The sequence below is a fragment of the Kitasatospora sp. NPDC127121 genome (assembly GCF_042677305.1).
Taxonomy (GTDB): Bacteria; Actinomycetota; Actinomycetes; order Streptomycetales; family Streptomycetaceae; genus Kitasatospora.
The window spans coordinates 1-19,051 of record NZ_JBHXTQ010000044.1 but is presented as its reverse complement, the minus strand read 5'-3'; the positions used below and the strand labels follow the sequence as shown (position 1 = coordinate 19,051).

General features: G+C 71.4%; 19 protein-coding genes. 6 read left to right on the top strand and 13 right to left on the bottom strand.

What is annotated here, in order from left to right; translation table 11 throughout:
- The 3 genes from ACFVHI_RS21850 to ACFVHI_RS21840 all read right to left on the bottom strand — a co-directional run bounded on the left by ACFVHI_RS21850 (position 1) and on the right by ACFVHI_RS21840 (position 2,628).
- On the bottom strand, positions 1–1,302 hold the full coding sequence (locus ACFVHI_RS21850; RefSeq protein WP_380341837.1) for a hypothetical protein: 1,302 nt from the start codon (positions 1,300–1,302) through the stop codon (positions 1–3).
- Positions 1,292–2,107, bottom strand: coding sequence for a hypothetical protein (locus tag ACFVHI_RS21845; RefSeq protein WP_063348276.1), 816 nt, complete (start codon positions 2,105–2,107; stop codon positions 1,292–1,294). Before ACFVHI_RS21845 ends, ACFVHI_RS21850 begins: the two co-directional genes overlap by 11 nt.
- A 170-nt stretch (positions 2,108–2,277) precedes the next feature.
- Positions 2,278–2,628 carry a hypothetical protein gene (locus ACFVHI_RS21840; RefSeq protein ID WP_063348277.1) on the bottom strand — a complete coding sequence of 117 codons (351 nt, stop codon included), beginning with the start codon at positions 2,626–2,628 and terminating at the stop codon, positions 2,278–2,280.
- Between the two features lie 248 nt (positions 2,629–2,876).
- Between ACFVHI_RS21840 and ACFVHI_RS21835 the strand changes: the two genes are divergently transcribed.
- Complete coding sequence (locus tag ACFVHI_RS21835; RefSeq protein WP_380341833.1) at positions 2,877–4,103, top strand: NlpC/P60 family protein; 1,227 nt, start codon at positions 2,877–2,879, stop codon at positions 4,101–4,103.
- 185 nt (positions 4,104–4,288) lie between these two features.
- Positions 4,289–5,002 (top strand): phosphatase PAP2 family protein, encoded by a 714-nt coding sequence (locus ACFVHI_RS21830; protein WP_363376774.1) that lies wholly within the window; start codon positions 4,289–4,291, stop codon positions 5,000–5,002.
- Between the two features lie 14 nt (positions 5,003–5,016).
- Here ACFVHI_RS21830 and ACFVHI_RS21825 read toward each other — a convergent pair whose 3' ends face one another.
- Positions 5,017–5,214 carry a hypothetical protein gene (locus ACFVHI_RS21825; protein WP_079136271.1) on the bottom strand — a complete coding sequence of 66 codons (198 nt, stop codon included), beginning with the start codon at positions 5,212–5,214 and terminating at the stop codon, positions 5,017–5,019.
- Positions 5,215–5,376: 162 nt separating this feature from the next.
- On the opposite strand from ACFVHI_RS21825, the gene ACFVHI_RS21820 reads away from it, so the two are divergent.
- Together ACFVHI_RS21820 and ACFVHI_RS21815 are read left to right on the top strand one after the other, a co-directional pair.
- The gene (locus ACFVHI_RS21820) at positions 5,377–6,276 is read left to right on the top strand and encodes a hypothetical protein (protein ID WP_380341828.1); all 900 of its coding nucleotides are present in this window, start codon (positions 5,377–5,379) and stop codon (positions 6,274–6,276) included.
- A 196-nt stretch (positions 6,277–6,472) separates the two neighbouring features.
- Positions 6,473–6,673, top strand: coding sequence for a hypothetical protein (locus tag ACFVHI_RS21815; RefSeq protein ID WP_380341825.1), 201 nt, complete (start codon positions 6,473–6,475; stop codon positions 6,671–6,673).
- A gap of 98 nt (positions 6,674–6,771) precedes the next feature.
- Here the strand turns inward: ACFVHI_RS21815 and ACFVHI_RS21810 are convergent, their stop codons facing one another.
- Entirely contained in the window at positions 6,772–7,164 is a 393-nt protein-coding gene (locus tag ACFVHI_RS21810) for a metal-sensitive transcriptional regulator (protein ID WP_063348281.1), read from the bottom strand.
- A gap of 403 nt (positions 7,165–7,567) precedes the next feature.
- On the opposite strand from ACFVHI_RS21810, the gene ACFVHI_RS21805 reads away from it, so the two are divergent.
- Together ACFVHI_RS21805 and ACFVHI_RS21800 are read left to right on the top strand one after the other, a co-directional pair.
- Positions 7,568–8,188 carry a DUF47 domain-containing protein gene (locus ACFVHI_RS21805; protein WP_063348282.1) on the top strand — a complete coding sequence of 207 codons (621 nt, stop codon included), beginning with the start codon at positions 7,568–7,570 and terminating at the stop codon, positions 8,186–8,188.
- A gap of 5 nt (positions 8,189–8,193) precedes the next feature.
- Positions 8,194–9,189 (top strand): inorganic phosphate transporter, encoded by a 996-nt coding sequence (locus ACFVHI_RS21800; protein ID WP_063348283.1) that lies wholly within the window; start codon positions 8,194–8,196, stop codon positions 9,187–9,189.
- A gap of 159 nt (positions 9,190–9,348) precedes the next feature.
- Here the strand turns inward: ACFVHI_RS21800 and pstB are convergent, their stop codons facing one another.
- The 8 genes from pstB to mshD all read right to left on the bottom strand — a co-directional run bounded on the left by pstB (position 9,349) and on the right by mshD (position 18,939).
- On the bottom strand, positions 9,349–10,125 hold the full coding sequence (pstB, locus tag ACFVHI_RS21795; RefSeq protein WP_063348284.1) for a phosphate ABC transporter ATP-binding protein PstB: 777 nt from the start codon (positions 10,123–10,125) through the stop codon (positions 9,349–9,351).
- Between the two features lie 39 nt (positions 10,126–10,164).
- A complete protein-coding gene (gene pstA, locus ACFVHI_RS21790) occupies positions 10,165–11,241 on the bottom strand; it encodes a phosphate ABC transporter permease PstA (RefSeq protein ID WP_063348285.1) in 1,077 nt (358 codons plus the stop codon).
- Positions 11,238–12,215: a phosphate ABC transporter permease subunit PstC gene (gene pstC, locus ACFVHI_RS21785; protein WP_063348286.1), complete on the bottom strand. Its 978-nt coding sequence runs from the start codon at positions 12,213–12,215 to the stop codon at positions 11,238–11,240. The genes pstA and pstC overlap by 4 nt, the downstream gene beginning before the upstream one ends.
- 149 nt (positions 12,216–12,364) lie before the next feature.
- Positions 12,365–13,495: a phosphate ABC transporter substrate-binding protein PstS gene (gene pstS / locus ACFVHI_RS21780; RefSeq protein ID WP_063348287.1), complete on the bottom strand. Its 1,131-nt coding sequence runs from the start codon at positions 13,493–13,495 to the stop codon at positions 12,365–12,367.
- Positions 13,496–13,763: 268 nt separating this feature from the next.
- Positions 13,764–14,243: an NUDIX hydrolase gene (locus ACFVHI_RS21775; RefSeq protein WP_380341900.1), complete on the bottom strand. Its 480-nt coding sequence runs from the start codon at positions 14,241–14,243 to the stop codon at positions 13,764–13,766.
- 31 nt (positions 14,244–14,274) lie between these two features.
- The gene (locus tag ACFVHI_RS21770; RefSeq protein WP_380341817.1) at positions 14,275–15,363 is read right to left on the bottom strand and encodes a CHAD domain-containing protein; all 1,089 of its coding nucleotides are present in this window, start codon (positions 15,361–15,363) and stop codon (positions 14,275–14,277) included.
- 103 nt (positions 15,364–15,466) lie between these two features.
- Positions 15,467–17,644: an RNA degradosome polyphosphate kinase gene (locus ACFVHI_RS21765; protein ID WP_380341897.1), complete on the bottom strand. Its 2,178-nt coding sequence runs from the start codon at positions 17,642–17,644 to the stop codon at positions 15,467–15,469.
- Positions 17,645–17,964: 320 nt separating this feature from the next.
- Positions 17,965–18,939: a mycothiol synthase gene (mshD, locus tag ACFVHI_RS21760; protein ID WP_380341814.1), complete on the bottom strand. Its 975-nt coding sequence runs from the start codon at positions 18,937–18,939 to the stop codon at positions 17,965–17,967.
- Positions 18,940–19,051: the final 112 nt, after the last annotated feature.

Here is a 19,051-nt window from a genome sequence, read left to right as displayed (position 1 = left end):
TCACCCTCCCTTCGCTGAGTTGCTGTCGCGGATCGGAACCGAGGTCTGCGGCGGCCCGGCCTGCGGTGGTGGCGCCGGCGTCCGCCCGGCGTGCGCGGCGATGCCCGGCGCGACCGAACCGCCGCCCGCACCCCCGCCGCCGCCACCACCCGCACCGACCGGCCCGCGGTCACCGTGGGTGGTGATGCCCTGCTTCATCAGGTTCGCGGTGCCGTTGATCATCGCCGAACCGGCCGACACCGCACTCGCCCGGGCATGGCGCATGTTCATGATCTCGTCGCCGAAGCCCGGCACGAAGCGGTACACGGCGGCGCTCGCGAAGATCGACAGGAACAGGATCGCCAGCCCCGACAGCACCCGCGCGAAGTCGTCGCTGGCCCCGGCCCCCGACGCCACCGCACCCGCCAGGCCCAGGATGACCACGATGATCGGCTTCGCCAGGTCCACCGCCACCATCACCCCCGCCCACCGGCGCACGTGCTTCCACAGCTGCTTGTCCACCAACCCCGCGTACACCGCCGTACCCAGCAGCGCGCCCACGTACAGCATCGCCGCCCGGATCAGCAGCTCGATCCAGAGCACCGCCGCCGCCAGCACCGCCACCAACGACACGATGATCAGGATCAGCGGGCCGCCGCCCATGTCCCCCTTCTCCAGGGTGTCGGCGAACGCGCCCAGGTACGACCCGGTGTCCGACTTCGTCCCCACCGCGATCGCCTTGGTCAGCCCGTCCGTCACGCTCACCACGGTGTAGAGGATCAGCGGCGTGAACGCGGACGCCACGACGGTCAGCCACAGGAAGCCGATCGCCTCCGTGAACGCCGTCGCCAACGGCGCCCCCCGCACCGCCCGCTTCGTCACCGCCAGCAGCCACAGCACCAGCGTGATCACCGTCGACACGGCGAACACCACCGCGTACTGCTGCAGGAACGACGCATTGGTGAAGTCCACCTGCGTCGTCCCGTCGATCGCGCTCGACAACTTCCGCACCACCCAAGCCGCCGCCTGGGCACACCCCTTGGCCAACGACCCCAACGGATCGGCCACACTCCCGATGGCCCCACCGCCCGGAAGCGAGCCGACGCCCGGCTTGTCCACGCAGAGAATGCCGTTGCCGGAGATCGGCAGATCAGGGCAGTTGGCGCTCGGCGTCGTGGTCGGCGTCGGCGTGGCCGTCGGTGTCGGCTCGGCGAACACCCGCTGGGCCGCCAGCAGCGCCGCGACCTGCAAGGCGGCGAACGCGCCCGCCAGCGTGCCCGCTCGGCGTGCCGTGGAGCGGTGTGAGGTCTGGTCAACGGGCATAGCGGAACCCCCCGAGCTGCTGGACGGCGCCGGTGATCTCGTCGGCGGTGGCGGCCTGCTGGTCCCCCGGCATCGGCGCGGGGCCCTGCTTGCTGGTGAAGTCGGTGAGCTTCCAGTCGCTGCCCGTCCAGTGGAGCGAGAGCGTGAGGGTGAACCAGTTCGTCGTCACGGGCTGGACCGAGTGTTCGCCGGCGAGGCCGGTGAGGCCGGTGCACCAGACCTCGACCTTGGCGTCGCCGTCGCTGTAGCCGGTCGACTTGGCGCCGACCGGGACGGTGCGGCTGACGAACGTGAGGCCCTTGGGCGCGCGGCCTTGGGCGTCGAGGCCGTAACGGGCGGCGGTGTCGCCGCCGAACCCCTGGTCCAGGCGGCTCTGCAGGCCCGAGACCGCGCCCGGGTCGGCGATGGTGGCGACGATGGTGTGGCGGCTGTCGGCGCGGAACATGTCGGCGGAGCCGATCGCCACCGCGTAGTTGGCGGCGGCGGACTGGGCGCCCTGGTCGGTGTGCGGGTAGCCGGAGCCGATGCCGTTGGTGGTGGTGCCGACGGGCTGGTCGCCGCTGGGGGCGGGGCCGGCGCCGGCGGGCGCGGTGGGGGCGGCGTGGTCGGCGGAGCGGCCGGTGCTGCCGGGGTCGGGTTTGTCGCGGTTGGCGATGGAGATGGCCACGACGAGCAGGGTGACGACCACGAGGACGGTCAGCAGGGTGCGGAGCGGTCGGGCCTGACGCTGGGTCGGCTGGGAGGAGGGCTGTTCGCCGACCGGCAGCCGCGTACGGGTGTGCGGCTGGTCGTCGGACAACGGCACGGCGGCCCTCCTGGTGCGGGGAGCCGGGGGGCTCCGGGGGCCCTCCGCCGGGGGCGGGCGCGGACGGAGGGTGGGAACGGGGGGGGTGGACTGCTGGCGGGTGGGCTCGGGGCGGTCCGGACGGGGACCTGGCCCCGGGGCGGGCGGGCCTGGCTACTGCTGTCCGATCGTCAGATCGCCATGCCGTAGACAATGGTGAACAGAGTGCCGAGTGATCCAATGATGAACACGCCGGTCAGACCGGCGACGATCAGCCCCTTGCCCTGTTCGGCGCCGAAGCTGTCACGCATCGCGGTCGCACCGATCCGCTGTTTGGCCGCCCCCCAGACGGCGATGCCGAGGCAGAGGAGGATGGCGACGGCCATGATGACCTCGACCATCACCCTGGCCTCCGACCCGAGGGTCGCGAACGGGCCCCAGTCCGGGGCGATCCCGCCGATGATGGTGTCGATATTCGGCTTCTTTGGTGGGTCCTCGGCCAGGTGGCCGATCGCGTTCGTGTGCACGCTGCTCAGGTTCATTTCCATCTCACCGCCCGATCAGGCAAATTCAAGGGCCCTGACCCCGCCCGCGCGAAGGGTCGGTACCTATTCTTGGCCAGATCTGATGTCGACTTGGCTACTTCTCGCGGATTGGTCGTGAGGTACCGGGCACGTACGCGAGGATGTCCACCGTACGAAGGATAGCGCTCACTCTTTGTATCTCTGATGATTGCGGTGAGCAACGCCTTCCGGAACACTTCGACTGACGATTCGTCGGGATGGTGCTGATGGTACTCCGGAAGGCCGGTACGGCCGCCGCCGCTGCGGGAGTTGTGACGTTCGGGTTGCTCGGTTTGGTGACGGTGGGGACGTTCGCGGCGAGTGGGACGCCGCAGCAGTCGGCAAATCGCGCCGCACTCTCGCCGGGGACGGTCCCGGCGGCGTTCCAGGCGCCGATCCAGCAGTGGGGCGCGCTCTGCCCGGAGATCTCGCCGCCGATGCTCGCGGCACAGCTCTACCAGGAAAGCGGTTTCGATCCGAAGGCCCAATCGGGCGTCGGGGCACAGGGAATGGCGCAGTTCATGCCCGATACCTGGGCGGCGTACGGCACGGATGCCAATGGGGACGGCAAGAAGGACGTCTGGGACCCGCTGGACGCGATCGCCTCGGCGGCCACCTTCGACTGCGCGCTCGCGAAGGACGTCGCCAAGGTCCCGGGCGACCGGCAGGCCAACCTGCTGGCCGCCTACAACGCCGGCCCGTACGCGGTGACCAAGTACAACGGGGTGCCGCCGTACAAGGAGACCCAGGGCTATGTGAGGAACATTCAGGCGATGGCCCGCAGCTTCACCGTGCCCACGGCGCCGGTGGAGGTGTCCGGGCAGTCGGCCGCGGCGATCTACTTCGCGCAGAGCAAGCTCGGGACGCCGTACCTGTGGGGCGGGGAGGGGCTGCCCTCGCAGAACGGGCGGTTCGACTGCTCGGGCCTGACCCAGGCGGCGTACGCCAGCGTGGGCATCACGCTGCCCCGGGTGGCGAACGACCAGTGGTACGCCGGCCCGCACCCGTCGCGCGATCAGCTGCGGCCGGGCGACCTGGTGTTCTGGGCGACGGACCTGAACGATCCGCGGAGCATCCACCACGTCGGGATCTACGTCGGCGGCGGCTACATGATCAACGCGCCGCACACCGGCGCGGTGATCCGCTACGACAAGATCGACACCAGGGAGTACATCGGCGCGACCCGGGTCACCTCGGACGGCGCCCAGGCGCTGCCGGCCCGCAACGCGGACGGTTCCGTGAGCGCCCCGAGCCGCCCGGGCTCGACGACGCCGACCGGCCCGACCAGTCCGACCGCGGCGACCACCCCTTCGGCCCCGGTGGCTCCGGCAGCCCTGGCGAGCCCCAGCAGCGCCGCCACCCGGCCCGCCGCCGGACCCCCCGCGGCCGCCGCGCCACCCGCCCCGACCGGCCCGGACCCCGCCGGGGCGGGGCGGCTGGCGGCGAGGAACTGAGCCGCCCGTGGCCCCGAGGTGTGAGTGCCCTGTGGACGCTGAGTCAAGTTTCCATAACCGCGCGTTTCCGTGGAACGCTGTGCCCCGGCGATGACGTTGATCCCGATGGCCCACCGTCAGCTTCCCGCGCCGGGAAGGGCCCCGACCGGATCGAACAGCTGCAGCGGACCAGAAGGAGGTGCGGCGTGTCGACGCCGCTTGCCGACACGACCAACCCCGACCTCGGCCTGCTCTACGCCGTCAACGGACTGGCCAAGCGCTCCCCGCAGTGGCTGGACCACCTGGTCTCGTGGATCGGTGAGTACGGCATCCTGATCGGCCTGGCGATGCTGGGCCTGGTGGCCTGGCTGCAGGCGAGACGCCGCCCGGACGCGCCGGTGGCCGTCGCCGGGCTGCTCTGGGTGCCGCTCTCCGTCGCCATCGCCGAGCTGGCCAACCTGCCGATCGCCGCGATCGTGAACCGCCCGCGCCCGTTCGTCGACCACGGCGGGCTGCTGGTGCTGGTGGACGGCAAGGCCGGCACCCACTCCTTCGTCAGCGACCACTCGACCATGACGATGGGCGTGGCGGTGGCGCTGTTCCTGGTGAACCGGCGGCTCGGCTGGATCGCCGGGGGCCTGGCCCTGTTGCAGGGCTTCTGCCGGATGTTCATGGGCGTGCACTACCCGACCGACGTGATCGGCGGCTTCGCGCTCGCCGCCGCGGTGGTGCTGCTGCTGGCGCCGATCGCGATGGCGGTGCTGGTCCCGCTCTGCCACGCGCTGGGCCGAACCGCCCTCGCCCCGCTGATCCGGGCGCCGGAGCGGGCCGGCGCCGGCCCGCGCGGCCGGCGGCGCGGGCGCGAGCGCGGGGCGGTGCGTTCCGAGGAGCAGCCGCCGGAGTCCGATCTGGCGGCGTGAGCCGCCCGGCCCGGCTACCCCGGTCCGCCGCCGCTCTCGGCGAGGGCGAGGTGGTCGTCCCCCTCGCGCCGGGCCAGGTCGCGCGAGCGGCGGGCCGGTGAGAACCAGCCGCAACTGCAGGTCGCGAAGGCGAAGGAACCGCGCTCGCTGACCGCGACACGGTGTTCGGGCATCCGGGCGGTGCCGGGGAAGGCCGGCAGCTCACTGTGCACGTGGTTCACCGTAACGCGCCGGGCGCCGGGCGCGCGATGCCGTCCTCAAGACCTCTTCCGCGTAACCCTTCGCGGCTCAACTCGTTTGCCCGGAAAGAGCTCTGTTCACCTGGTGGTGTCGGCAGGGCAGTCAGGCCCGAGGGGGTTGTCGCGAGGATGAAGATGACCGACCAGCAGCGTGGCGGACGGCCGGGGCGCCGTCCGCTGCCGCATCTGCGTTCGGCGGCCGGGGCCGCCCTGCTCGCCGCCGCCCTGGCCGGCCTGTCCGCCGGCTGCGCGGCCGGCTCCGGGGGCGGCTCCTCCGACCGGCAGTCGGGTGCCCCCGACCAGCTCGCCGCGGACCCGCTGACGGCGGTGCGCAACAGCGCCGACATCACGGGCCGCACCGGCTCCGCACACACCGCCACCGAGTTGGTCACCGAGTCGTCCGAGAAGAAGGCCGTCTTCACCGGGACGGGCGGCTACGACTACGTGAAGCGGATCGGCCGGCTGGAGGTCCAGGTGCCGCCGGGCGCGGCGACCACCGGGAAGATCGTCGAGGTGGTCCTGCCGGGCACCGTCTACCTGCAGAACAGCGGCGCCAAGGTGCCCGAGGGCAAGTGGGTCAAGCTGGACGTGCGCCAACTGCCGGACGGCAACCTGGTCAGCAGCGGCGCCACCGACCCGGCCTCGGCGGCGGGCGCCCTGCGCGGGGCGCAGAAGGCGGACCCGGTCGGCACCGAGACCGTCGACGGGGTGGCGCTGCACCACTACCGCGGCACCCTGGACCTGGCCAAGGCGGCCGACGCGACCGGCGGCCGCGGCGGGGACGGCCTGCGGATGGGGGCCCAGACCTTCACCGTGAAGGAGGTCCCGTACGACGCCTGGCTGGACGACCAGGGCCGGCTGCACAAGGTGGTCGAGGTGTTCACCTTCGCCGGGGTGGCCGGTTCGAAGGAGGCCAAGGACCAGGTGAAGGTGACGTCGACCACCTCGGTGACGGACTTCGGCAAGCCGGTGGAGGCGGCCGAGCCGCCGGCCTCGGACATCTACGCGATGAAGCCCTCGGAGAGCCCGAAGTAGGCCGCCGGGGCAGGGCTCCGGCGCCGGGGCGAACCGGGGCGCCGCCGGAGCGGGTGGCCGCCCGGGGAGCGGCGGCCACCCGTTTCGGCGGCGCCGAGATGGCCCGTCCGTGCCATGTGGACGGGCTCCGAAGTGCCTAGGCTGGACGTCGGGTGGCTGCCGCCCGGGCTGGCGAGGCACTGAAGGGGTGGTGCAGGTGGTGTCGTCCACGGGCGGCCGCAGCGGCGGCCACGACGACGCGGCCCTCGACGAGATCGATCTGGCCGGCGAGCTGATGATCGCCGCGACGGCCAGCACCGGCGACCGGCTGCCGACCGAGCGGATCGACGAGGTGCTGCTCGACCGGGCCGAGCCTGGGCGGGCCGACGGCGAGGCCTGGCGGCAGGCCGACGGTTAGGTCGCTCCCGGCCCAGGGGCGTTCGCGGCCCAGGGACGTTCGCGGCTGGGGGTGTTGGCGGTCCGGACCCGCGCGCCCGGCCCGGACCAGGCCCGGCCTCAGCTGCGCAGCAGCCGAGCGATCGCGGCCGTGGCCTCCGCGACCTTGGCGTCGAGTTCGGCGCCGCCCTCCTCGGCGGCGGCCGCGACGCAGTGCCGCAGGTGCTCCTCCAGCAGGGACAGTGCGAAGGACTGCAGCGCCTTGGTTCCGGCCGAGACCTGGGTGAGCACGTCGATGCAGTAGACGTCCTCGTCGACCATGCGCTGGAGGCCGCGGATCTGGCCCTCGATCCGGCGCAGCCGCTTGAGGTGGGCGTCCTTCTGGGCGCTGTAGCCGTGCGGGCCGTGCCCGCCCTGATGTCCTGCGGCGGCCGCGGGGACGGCGGGTGCGTCGGCCTGCGCGTCGGTGCCGTGCCCGTGGTCCGGCTCGGTGCGCGCTTGCGTCGTGGTCATCGGCCCGCCTTCGTCTGGATGCCTGGTGGCTGCGTCGGCCACCAGTGTCCAACACCGGGGCCGTCCGTGGTGTTCCGACGGCCGACGCGGCATGTGCCGAAGGGTTCGGGACGGGTTCCGGACGGTCTGCGAACGGGCTGCGACCGGGCTGCGGGCGGCCCGCCGCGCGGTTCACCCGTCTGAGCGGCGCCCCCGTCTTCCGTACGTACCACGGGGACAATCCGGGCGAGGTTCCGTCAGACTGGGGGCTCACGTCCGCACCTGGGTGTGCGGTCCGGGTCAGCTGGTGCGGCAGCCGAACGGAAGAGGAGGTTCCGCCTCCACCATCACCACCCCGTTTGCACGATTGCGCTTGGTTGCACCTAGCATCGTTCAGTCCCTACCCCGCACATCGGAGATTTCCGTGCGTTTTAGCCTGACCCCGAAGGAGACGAGCTTCTACGACATGTTCTCTGCCGCCGCGGAGAACCTCGTCGTCGGTTCGAAGCTCCTGCTGGAACTGCTGGGATCAGACGTGTCGGCCCGCGCGGAGATCGTCGAGCGCATGCGCGCCGCCGAGCACGCCGGGGACGACACCACCCATGCCGTGTTCCACCAGCTGAACTCGTCCTTCATCACGCCCTTCGACCGCGAGGACATCTACAACCTCGCCTCGTCGCTGGACGACATCATGGACTTCATGGAGGAGGCCGTCGACCTGGTCGTCCTCTACGACATCCAGACGCTGCCGAAGGGGATCGAGCAGCAGATCGAGGTGCTGGCCCGGGCCGCCGAGCTCACCGCCGAGGCGATGCCGAACCTGCGCAGCATGTCGAACCTCACCGAGTACTGGATCGAGGTCAACCGGCTGGAGAACCAGGCCGACCAGATCCACCGCAAGCTGCTCGCCCACCTGTTCTCCGGCCAGTACGACGCCATCGAGGTGCTCAAGCTCAAGCAGGTCGTGGACGTTCTTGAGGAGGCGGCGGACGCGTTCGAGCACGTCGCCAACACGGTGGAGACCATCGCCGTCAAGGAGTCCTGACCCTCGTGGACATGGCAGCACTCATCGCCGTCGTCGGCGTTGCGTTCTTCTTCACCTACACCAACGGCTTCCACGACTCCGCGAACGCGATCGCCACCTCGGTCTCCACCCGGGCGCTGACCCCCAGGGCCGCGCTGGCGATGGCCGCGGTGATGAACCTGGCCGGCGCCTTCCTCGGCAGCGGCGTGGCGCACACCGTCTCCCAGGGGATCATCGAGACCCCCACCGGCGACCGGGGCATGGTGATCCTGTTCGCCGCACTGGTCGGGGCGATCGCCTGGAACCTGGTCACCTGGTACTTCGGTCTGCCGTCCTCCTCCTCGCACGCGCTGTTCGGCGGCATGGTGGGCGCGGCCATGGCCGGCGGCATCGACGTGATCTGGGGCGGCGTCCTCGACAAGATCGTCATCCCGATGATCGTCTCGCCGGTGGTCGGCCTGGTCGGCGGCTTCCTGGTGATGCTGGCGATCCTGTGGATCTTCCGCCGGGCCAACCCGCACAAGGCCAAGCGCAACTTCCGGGTCGCCCAGACCGCCTCGGCCGCCGCGATGGCGCTGGCGCACGGTCTGCAGGACGCGCAGAAGACGATGGGCATCGTGGTGATGGCCCTCACCATCTCCGGCCACCACTCCGGCGAGGGCATCCCGGTGTGGGTGAAGATCTCCTGCGCCACGATGCTCTCGCTGGGCACCTACGCGGGCGGCTGGCGGATCATGCGGACGCTCGGACGCAAGATCATCGAGCTGGACCCGCCGCAGGGCTTCGCCGCCGAGGCCACCGCCGCGACGGTCATGTACGTCACCTCGTTCGTCTTCAAGGCGCCGATCTCCACCACCCACGTGATCACCGCGGCGATCATGGGCGCGGGGGCCACCAAGCGGATCCGCGCGGTGCGCTGGGGCGTCGCCAAGAACATCGTGCTCGGCTGGTTCATCACGATGCCGGCGGCCGCCATCGTCGCAGCGCTGGTGTACTGGTTCGCCCACCTGTTCTGGGGCTGACCGGCCCCGCACGTGACAGGGCCCGCCCCCACATCTCGGGGGCGGGCCCTTCTTCATGCTCCACGGCGGCACCGCCATGCAGCACCGCGGAGCAGCCTGTGTGCTCGCCGTTCGCCTCCGGACACCGCGGTCCGTCGGCCGGTGGCGGGGGGGTACGGCCTAGCCGAAGCGGCCGGAGATGTAGTCCTCGGTCGCCTGGACCGACGGGTTGGAGAAGATCCGCTGGGTGTCGTCCAGCTCGACCAGCTTGCCCGGCTGGCCGACGCCGGCCAGGTTGAAGAAGGCGGTGCGGTCGCTGACGCGGGCCGCCTGCTGCATGTTGTGGGTCACGATGACGATGGTGAACTGCGACTTCAGCTCGCCGATCAGGTCCTCGATCGCGAGGGTGGAGATCGGGTCGAGCGCGGAGCAGGGCTCGTCCATCAGCAGGACCTGCGGCTCGACCGCGATGGCGCGGGCGATGCACAGCCGCTGCTGCTGGCCGCCGGAGAGGCCGGCCCCCGGCTTGTTCAGCCGGGTGTGGACCTCGTTCCAGAGGTTGGCGCCCTTCAGCGAGCGCTCGACCACCTCGTCCAGGACGGACTTCTTGCGCACGCCCGCGAGCTTGAGGCCGGCGATCACGTTGTCGTAGATCGACATGGTCGGGAACGGGTTCGGGCGCTGGAAGACCATGCCGACCGAGCGGCGGACGGCGACCGGGTCGACGTTCGAGGCGTAGAGGTTCTCGTCGTCCAGGAGGACCTTGCCCTCGACCCGGGCGCCGGGGATCACCTCGTGCATCCGGTTGAGGGTGCGCAGGAAGGTGGACTTGCCGCAGCCGGAGGGGCCGATGAAGGCGGTCACCGAGCGGGGTTCGATGCTCATCGAGATGTCCTCGATGGCCTTGGTGGTGCCGTAGTAGGCGGACAGTCCGCTGACGTCGATGCGCTTGGCCATGATCGTTGCTTCTCTCGTCTGTCTTCGTACGTCAGTCGGTCAGTGTCCGCCCTTGGGCGAGCGCCAGCGTGCGATGCCCCGGGCGATGAGGTTGAGCCCCATCACGAAGGCGATCAGCACCAGCGCGGCGCCCCAGGCGCGGGCGTAGCCGAAGTCGTTGTTGACCACCGAGTACTGCTGCCAGATGTACATCGGCAGGGACTGCTGCGGTCCGTCGAACGGGTTGCTGTTGATGGCGTCGGCGCCGAAGACCAGCATCAGCACCGGGGCGGTCTCGCCCGTGATGCGGGCGACCGCCAGCATCACGCCGGTGGTGATGCCGCCGATCGCGGTGGGGAGGACGATCCGCAGGATGGTCTTCCACTTCGGCACGCCGAGCGCGTACGAGGCCTCGCGCAGCTCGTTCGGGACGAGCTTGAGCATCTCCTCGGTGGACCGGACCACGACCGGCATCATCAGGATCGCCAGTGCGAGGCTGCCCGAGAAGCCCGAGTAGCTGAAGCCCAGGGCGATGTTCCAGAGCGAGAGGACGAACAGACCGGCGACGATCGACGGGATGCCCGTCATGACGTCGACGAAGAAGGTGACGGTCTTGGCGAGCGTGCCGCGGCCGTACTCGACCAGGTAGACGGCGGTCAGCAGACCCACCGGGGCGGCCATCGCGGTGGCCAGGGCGACCTGCTGCATGGTGCCGAGCAGCGCGTGGTAGATGCCGCCGCCGGGGCCGGAGGCGATCACGCCCTTCATCGAGTGGCTCAGGAAGTTCCCGTTCACCACGCCGATGCCCTGCTGGATCGTGTAGACCGTCAGGGAGATCAGCGGGACCACGGCCAGGATGAAGGCGACCCAGACCACCGAGGTGGCGAACCGGTCCTTGGCCTGGCGGCGGCCCTCGACCTGGGCCGAGACGCCGTAGCTGATCAGCAGGAACAGCACGGCCGAGATCAGGCCCCACTGCAGGTGGCTCTCCAGCCCGCCGACGGCGCCGATCCCGCAGCCGAGCGCGATCGAGCCGACCGCGACGGCGGCCGGGGCCCACTTGGGCAGCCGGTTGGCGGTCAGCGACCGGCTGAGCGGCCGGGCGTCGGCCGTGACGGAAGTCGTTGCCGCGGTCATGCGTTGGCCCCCGAGTACTCCTTGCGGCGGGCGATGATCAGTCGCGCGGCACCGTTCACCAGCAGGGTGATGACGAACAGGACGAGGCCGGAGGCCATCAGGGCGTCGCGCCCGTTGTTGCCGGCCTCGGCGAACTTCAGCGCGATGTTCTGCGCGAAGGTGCCGCCGCCCGCGTCGAGGATGTGCAGCGAGAGCACGTTGCTCGCGGACAGCACCACCGCGACGGCGATGGTCTCGCCGAGCGCGCGCCCGAGGCCGAGCATCGAGGCCGAGATGATGCCGGGGCGGCCGAACGGCAGCACCGCGGTGCGGATCATCTCCCAGCGGGTCGCGCCGAGCGCGAGCGCCGCCTCCTCCTGCATCCGCGGCACCTGGCGGAACACCTCGCGGGAGACCGCCGTGATGATCGGCAGGACCATGATCGCCAGCAGGATGCCGACGGTGAACAGGTTGCGCGGGGTGCCGGACTTGGTCTGGTCGAAGAGGTACGTCCAGCCGAGGTACTGGTTGAGCCAGCTGGTCAGGCCGTCCATGTGCGGGACCAGGAAGAGCGCGCCCCACAGGCCGTAGACGATGCTGGGGACGGCGGCGAGCAGGTCGACCAGGTAGGCGAACGGCTGGGCGATCTTCCGCGGCGCGTAGTGCGAGATGAACAGCGCGATCCCGATGGCCACCGGGACGGCGATCGCCATCGCGATGACGGCGCTGACGAGGGTGCCGAAGGCCAGGACGGCGATGCCGAAGACCGGCTTCGTGGCGTCCGGCGTCCACTCGAAGGTGGTGAGGAAGTTGCCCTCGTTGGTGCTGAGCGCCAGGACCGCGCGCCAGGCCAGGAAGCCGGCGATCGCGGCCATGATGACCAGCAGCAGGACGCCCGAACCGCGGGCGAGGTTCATGAAGATCTTGTCGCCGAAGCGGCTGTCGCGCGGTCGGCGTTCCCTGCCTCGCGGGGCGGCAGGGGAGGATGAAGTCATTGTCTACTCCGGTCTGGTGGTGCCGCCCCGGAAGGGGGACGGCACCATGGCGGCGGTGCCCCGGACGTTCGTGCTGGGTCGGTGCGTTCCGGTGGGACGACCCCGGCCCCCCTCGCTCACGGGGCCGTCCCACCGGTGCTCCTGTCGGGTCAGGCCAGGGAGGAGACGGCGGCCTTGACCTTGTCGCTGATGGCGGCGGGGAGCGGGACGTAGCCCTTGTCGCCGATCGCCTTCTGCGCGGCGTCGCTGACCGCGTAGGTCAGGAAGGACTTGAGGTTGTCCAGGTTCTCCGGCTTGTTGCCCTTGTCGCAGGCGATCTCGTAGGTCACCAGGATGATCGGGTAGGCGTTGTCGGCCTTGGTCCCGTAGTCCAGGGAGAGGGCGAGGTCGCCGTCGGTGCCCACGACGGTGGAGGAGGCGAAGGTGAGGGCGGCGTTGGCCGCGGTCGCCTCGACGGGCTTGGCCGCACCGGTGGCGATCTTGGCGCTCTTGAGGTTGTTGCTCTGCGCGTAGGACAGCTCGGCGTAGCCGATGGAGTTCTTGACCTGCTTGATCTGCGCGGAGACGCCGGCGCTGCCCTGGGCGGACTGGCCGCCCTTGCCCTTCCACGCCTTCTCCGGCGCCGCGGTCCAGGCGCCACCGGAGGTCTTGGCGAAGTAGGAGGTGAGGTTGTAGGAGGTCCCGGAGTCGTCCGAACGGTGGACGGTCTGGATCTCGGCGTCCGGCAGCTGCACGCCCGGGTTCAGGGCGGCGATCGCCGGGTCGTTCCACTTGGTGATCTGCGAGTCGAAGATCTTGGCGGAGGTCGGGCCGTCCAGGACCAGGTTGTCTACGTTGTCGACGTTGTAGACCAGCGAGACGAGACCCGCGACCAGCGGCAGGTCGATCGCCTTGCCACCGGTGCAGACCGTCTTGGAGGCGTCGACGTCGGCGGGCTTGAGCGCGAAGTCGGTGCCGGCGAAGGCGACCTTGCCCTGGTTGAACTGCTGGACACCGGCGCCGGAGCCGCCACCGCTGTAGTTGACGGTGGTGCCGGAGCAGGACGCGCCGTAGGTGGTCTTCCACACGTCGATCGCGTTGGCCTGAGCCGTCGAGCCCGCAGCGAGCAGCGTCCCGCCCTTGCCACAGTTGACCGCGGCGGCCGAAGCGGAGCCGCTGGAGCCACCGGCGGCCTTGGCGCCGTTGTCGTCCGAGCCGCAGGCAGCGAGCGACAGCGAGCTGACGAGCGCCATGGCACCGATGGCGAGGGCCTTGGAGCGGCCGTTCCGCTGGAGCTTCACAGGGGTGTCCCTTTCTGTGGCATCGCCCGTCGCGCGGGCCGTGCGAGGACGGCGGAGCGCGGGTTCTGCTGTGGTCCGGGGCCCGTTCGGCCCTCCGGTAAACCCGAAGTTAGGCCGGGTAGGTGACACGACAGCCGGTCACAAGTGAACGGAGAGTGAACCTCGAAAGGATGACAGGAAACTACGTCAGGTAGTCACGGTTGCGTCACGGCAAGGGCGCGACGAGATCACTTCCACCGTTCCTTCACCGATGGAGACCGCTCGTCCCTCACCGATGGTGACCGCTCGCCCGTACGGGCTTCGCACCCAGGATCGCCAGCAGGGCGTCGACCAGCAACCGGTCGCGGTCGTGCGTCAACCGGGCACGGGCCTTCCCGGCGGGCAGCCACTCCAGCCGGTCCACCTCGCGGTTCGGCCGGAACGCCCCGCTCGACGGCACCGCCGCCCAGTAGCGCACCTCCTTCGGCCGGCCCTGCGCCAGGTAGTGCTGGGCCGGCAGCTCCGGACCGAGCAGGCAGGCGAACCCGGTCTCCTCGCGCACCTCGCGCAGCGCCGCCGCGACGACCCCCTCCCCCGGGTCGAGCTTGCCCTTCGGCAGGCTCCAGTCGTCGTACTTGGGCCGGTGGATCACCGCGATCCGCGGCCGCCCCAGCCGGCCGCTCTTCTTCGGCCGGCCCGGCAGCCACAGCACCGCGCCCGCCGCCAGGATCACCCGGGCGTGCCCCGCCCCGGTCGCGGCCGCGTCCACTGCCGGCCCGGTGCTCAGGCGATCGCGCAATTCAGGCCGTCCGTGGTGCGGGGGAATGCCCCCAGCCCTCGGCAGGGGGGAGGTCCGGCCAGCCGTCCGGGCCGGGCGGGAGGTCGGGCCACCGGCGGCCGAAGGCGTACCGCGCCGCCTCCACCTCCAGTCGCTGATCAGCATGCACCACGCCCAGCACGTAGGCGGTCGCCGGGGTGATCCGCGGGGTCCGCGCGGCGGTGGCCGCGGTGACCGCGGCGTCCGCCGCCTCCTGGTGCCGGCCCAGCACCCCGTCCAGCTCGTCCAGTTCGGCGGACCCGCGACCGCACACCTCCAGCGCGTACCGGGCCCGCTTCACCAGGATCCGCGTCCGTGCCCACGGCGCGTCGTCGGCCGCCAGCGCCGTGTCCGCGTCCACCGCGCCGCGCGCCGCCGGGACGGCGCCCAGCCGGCGCAGCCCGTCGCCGCCGTACGGCGTGGCGGCCCGGTGCAGCGGCAGCTGCTGAGCGCTCGCCGACAGCGCCGTGAACGCGGCGGCCGCCTGCGGCAGCAGCACCGCCTGCGCCCGGCCGCCCGCCGACTCCAGCAGCGGGGCATCGCCGACCAGCAGCGTCATCCGGTCCGCCAGCGCGTGCAGCCGGGCCGACCGGAGCTCCTGGAGCACCGAGGAGTGCGCCCTGGTCCGGGCCAGGGTCAGCTGCCGGTCCAGCAGCGCCCGCGCCTTGGGCGCCCCGACGTGCCCGGCCAGCATGCCCGTCCCGTCCGGATCGCTGCCGCTCAGCGAGTCCAGCGCGCCCAGCAGCCGGGCCGAGCGGCGGACGTAACCGGGCTCCAGCGCCAGCAGGTTGAGCAGCCAGCGCAGCTCGGTGCGCGACTCCTGGGCCCAGGCCTGCTCGAAGACGGAGCCGAAGGTGTGCAGCAGCCCGCCGATCCGCCGGACCGCCCGCAGCAGGTCGGCGGTGCCGGCCGCCGGGACGACCGCGGCCGTCCCCGGTCTGGCGCCGACCTCGCCCACCGTCAGCGGCAGGGCGCGCAGGAACGCGCCGGCCTGGGCGGTGAGGTGGCTGGAGAGGATGTCCCCGGCGGTCGTGGTGGCGGCCGCCTGGGCCGTCATCGGCGCATCGGTCATGGCGTGGTAGATCCCCGTTCCCCCGGGTTCGTCCCCCCGGGGCTGGTGGCCGACCGCTGGAACCGGTCCCCTGCGGTTCCAGCGGCTCGCATCAGTGGTCGCGTCAGCGCGAGGCGGCGGCCCGGCGGCGCAGGCGCGAGTCGATCAGCAGATCCTGGACGTGCCGCAGCGGCCGGCCCTCGGCGTCCTGCGAGTGGCGGGTCCACGTGCCGTCCTGCCCCAGGTGCCAGGACTCGGTCTCGTCCGACATCCCGAGGTCGATCAGGCCGGACAGCTCGGCCCGGTGGGCCGGGTCGGTGATCCGCATCAGCGCCTCGATCCGGCGGTCCAGGTTGCGGTGCATCATGTCGGCGCTGCCGATCCAGACCTCCGGATCGCTGTTGTTGCCGAACACGAAGACCCGGGAGTGCTCCAGGAAGCGGCCCAGGATGCTGCGGACCCGGACGTTCTCGCTCAGCCCCGGCACGCCCGGCCGGATCGCACAGATCCCGCGCACCCAGACGTCGACCGGCACGCCGGCCTGCGAGGCCCGGTACAGCGCGTCGATCACGGCCTCGTCGACGATCGAGTTGACCTTGAGCTTCACGTACGCCGGCCGGCCGGCCCGGTGGTGGGCGATCTCGTTGTGGATCCGGGAGACCAGCCCGTCGCGCAGGCCGCGCGGGGCGGTCAGCAGGCGGCGGTAGGACTCCCGGCGCGAGTAGCCGGACAGCCGGTTGAAGAGGTCCGAGAGGTCGGCGCCGACCTGCGGGTCCGAGGTCAGCAGCCCCAGGTCCTCGTACAGCCGGGCGGTCTTCGGGTGGTAGTTGCCGGTGCCGACGTGCGAGTAGCGGCGCAGGGTGTCACCCTCCTGCCGGACCACCAGCGACAGCTTGCAGTGCGTCTTCAGCCCGACCAGGCCGTAGACCACGTGGCAGCCGGCCTCCTCCAGCTTGCGGGCCCACTTGATGTTGGCCTGCTCGTCGAAGCGCGCCTTGATCTCGACCAGGACCAGCACCTGCTTGCCCGACTCCGCCGCGTCTATCAGCGCGTCCACGATCGGCGAGTCGCCGGAGGTGCGGTACAGCGTCTGCTTGATCGCCAGGACGTCCGGGTCGGCGGCGGCCTGCTCCAGGAAGGCCTGCACCGAGGTGGAGAAACTGTCGTACGGGTGGTGCAGGAGGACGTCCCGCTCGCGCATCGCGGCGAAGATGTCCGGCTGGGACGCCGACTCGACGTCCGTCAGCCCGCGGGCGGTGCCCGCCACGAACTTCGGGTACTTCAGCTCCGGGCGGTCCAGTTCGGCGATCCCGAACAGACCGGTCAGGTCGAGCGGACCGGGCAGCGGGAAGACCTCCGCCTCGGTGATGTTCAGCTCCCGCACCAGCAGGTCCAGGATGTAGGGATCGATCGACTCCTCGACCTCCAGCCGCACCGGCGGGCCGAAACGCCGCCGCATCAGCTCCTTCTCCAGGGCCTTGAGGATGTTCTCGGTGTCGTCCTCCTCCACCTCCAGGTCCTCGTTGCGGGTCACCCGGAAGGCGTGGTGGGCGAGCACCTCCATGCCCGGGAACAGCTCCTCCAGGTGCGCGCCCATCACGTCCTCCAGCGGGACGTAACGCTGCGGCGAGGCCTCCAGGAAGCGGGCCAGCGACTGCGGCACCTTCACCCGGGCGAAGTGCTTGTGCCCCGACACCGGGTTGCGCACCACCACGGCCAGGTTGAGCGAGAGCCCCGATATGTACGGGAAGGGGTGCGCCGGGTCGACCGCCAGCGGGGTGAGGACCGGGAAGATCTTCTGCCGGAACAGGGTGTGCAGCCGAGCCTGCTCCTTCTCGGCCAGCTCCGGCCAGCGGACCACCTCGATGCCCTCGGTGGCGAGGTCCGGCAGCACCTCCTGCTGGAAGGCGGCGGCGTGCCGCGCCATCAGCTCACGCGAGCGGGTCCAGATCAGGTCCAGCACCTCGCGCGGCTGGAGGCCGGACGCGCTGCGCTGGGCGACGCCCGTCGCGATCCGGCGCTTCAGCCCGGCCACCCGGACCATGAAGAACTCGTCCAGGTTGCTCGCGAAGATGGCGAGGAACTTGGCCCGCTCCAGCAGCGGGATCCCTGGGTCCTCGGCCAGTTCCAGGACCCGCTCGTTGAACGCCAGCCAACTGCGCTCGCGGTCCAGGAAGCGGCCCTGCGGCAGTGCGTCGAACTCCTGCTCGTCCTCGGCCGGCAGCTCGGGCGGTATCCCCAGCGCACCGGACATCCTGGCCGGCGGGGACAGCGAGGCAGAGACGGGGCGGGGGATGCTCATGGGCTCCAGCTCCTCCAGCAGCAGGACGTCGTCCGGACGCGAATGGCTCTGCGGGCCGTCGTCCTCGCCCAGGGCCAACGCCCACCCGCCGGGCGCGGTCCGTACAGGGCCGGCCGGCACGTGGCGGTCGACTCTGCACGAGCGAGACACTACGGACTTCATCCTGTGATCTTCGCGGCAGCAATTGAATCCACGGTAAACACCGCATGGCCAGGAGGAAAGCTGAGTCGGTCGGGGCAAGGGCCGGTGACGTCCGACCCCTTGCCCCGGACCGCCCGGAGCCGCTAGGCCCTGCCCGGTCCTGTAGGTCCTGTCCGGTCCTAGGCCGCCTGGTCCGCGCGGCACTGGACGCGGTACATGAGGTCCACCTCGTGGATGGTGAACCCCAGTCGTTCATATACCCGGACCGCGGCCGGATTGTCGGCGTCGACGTAGAGCAGGACCGTCTCCAGTCCGCGCTCGCCGGCGTCCGAACCGGTCAGGTGACGCAGACCGGCAGCGGTCAGGGCACGGCCGAGACCGCTGCCCTGCTCGGCCGGGTCCACCCCGACCACGTAGACCTCGCCGAGCGCCGGCTCGGTGGCGGTGGCCGGGTGCACCTTCGTCCAGTGGAAGCCGACCACCTTGCCGCCCCGGGTGGCGAGGAAGAAACCGGCCGGATCGAACCAGGGCTCGGCCAGCCGCTCGGCCAGGTCCCGCTCCGTCCAGGAGCCCTGCTCCGGGTGGTGGGCGAAGGCCAGCGCGTTCAACCGCAGCCACTCGGCGTCGTCCTCGCCGGGGCGGAAGGTCCGGAGCTCGACGCCCTCGGGGACGGCGACGGCCTCGGTCTGCGCCCCGGTGCGGCGCATCTGCCGCAGCTCGCGGACCAGCTCGGCCCCGTACCGGCCGGCCAGGTGCCGGGCCGCCGGGTGACCGCCGTGCACCCAGAAGTCCACCGCGTCGCGGCCGGCCCGGTGGGCCTGTGCCAGCACCGCGTCCACCAGCGGCCGGGCCAGGCCGCGGCCGCGGGCGGCCGGGTCGACCACCAGCTCGGCGGCGGGGTTGGCGGCGGGATTGGCGGCGGAGCCCTCCTGGACTTCGAGCTGCCCGTAACCGACGGCGGCGGCGTTCTCACTCTCGATGAAGTGGCTCACGCCGGGGCGCGGCGTATCCGAGGAACGCAGCCGAAGCCGGCCCTGCTCGGACACGGCAGCCCGGCCGTCCACCGCCTGGGCGTCCGCCAGAACGCGCAGGGCGCCGTCGCGCTGCTCGGGGCGGAGCACACTGTTCGCAATGACCGCTGTCTGATCGTCCATGCCCCGACGATACGTCACCGGAAATGCAAAGAACCCCCATCCGGTTTCCCGGATGGGGGTTCTCTGTGAATGATTGTTCGGCGGCGTCCTACTCTCCCACAGGGTCCCCCCT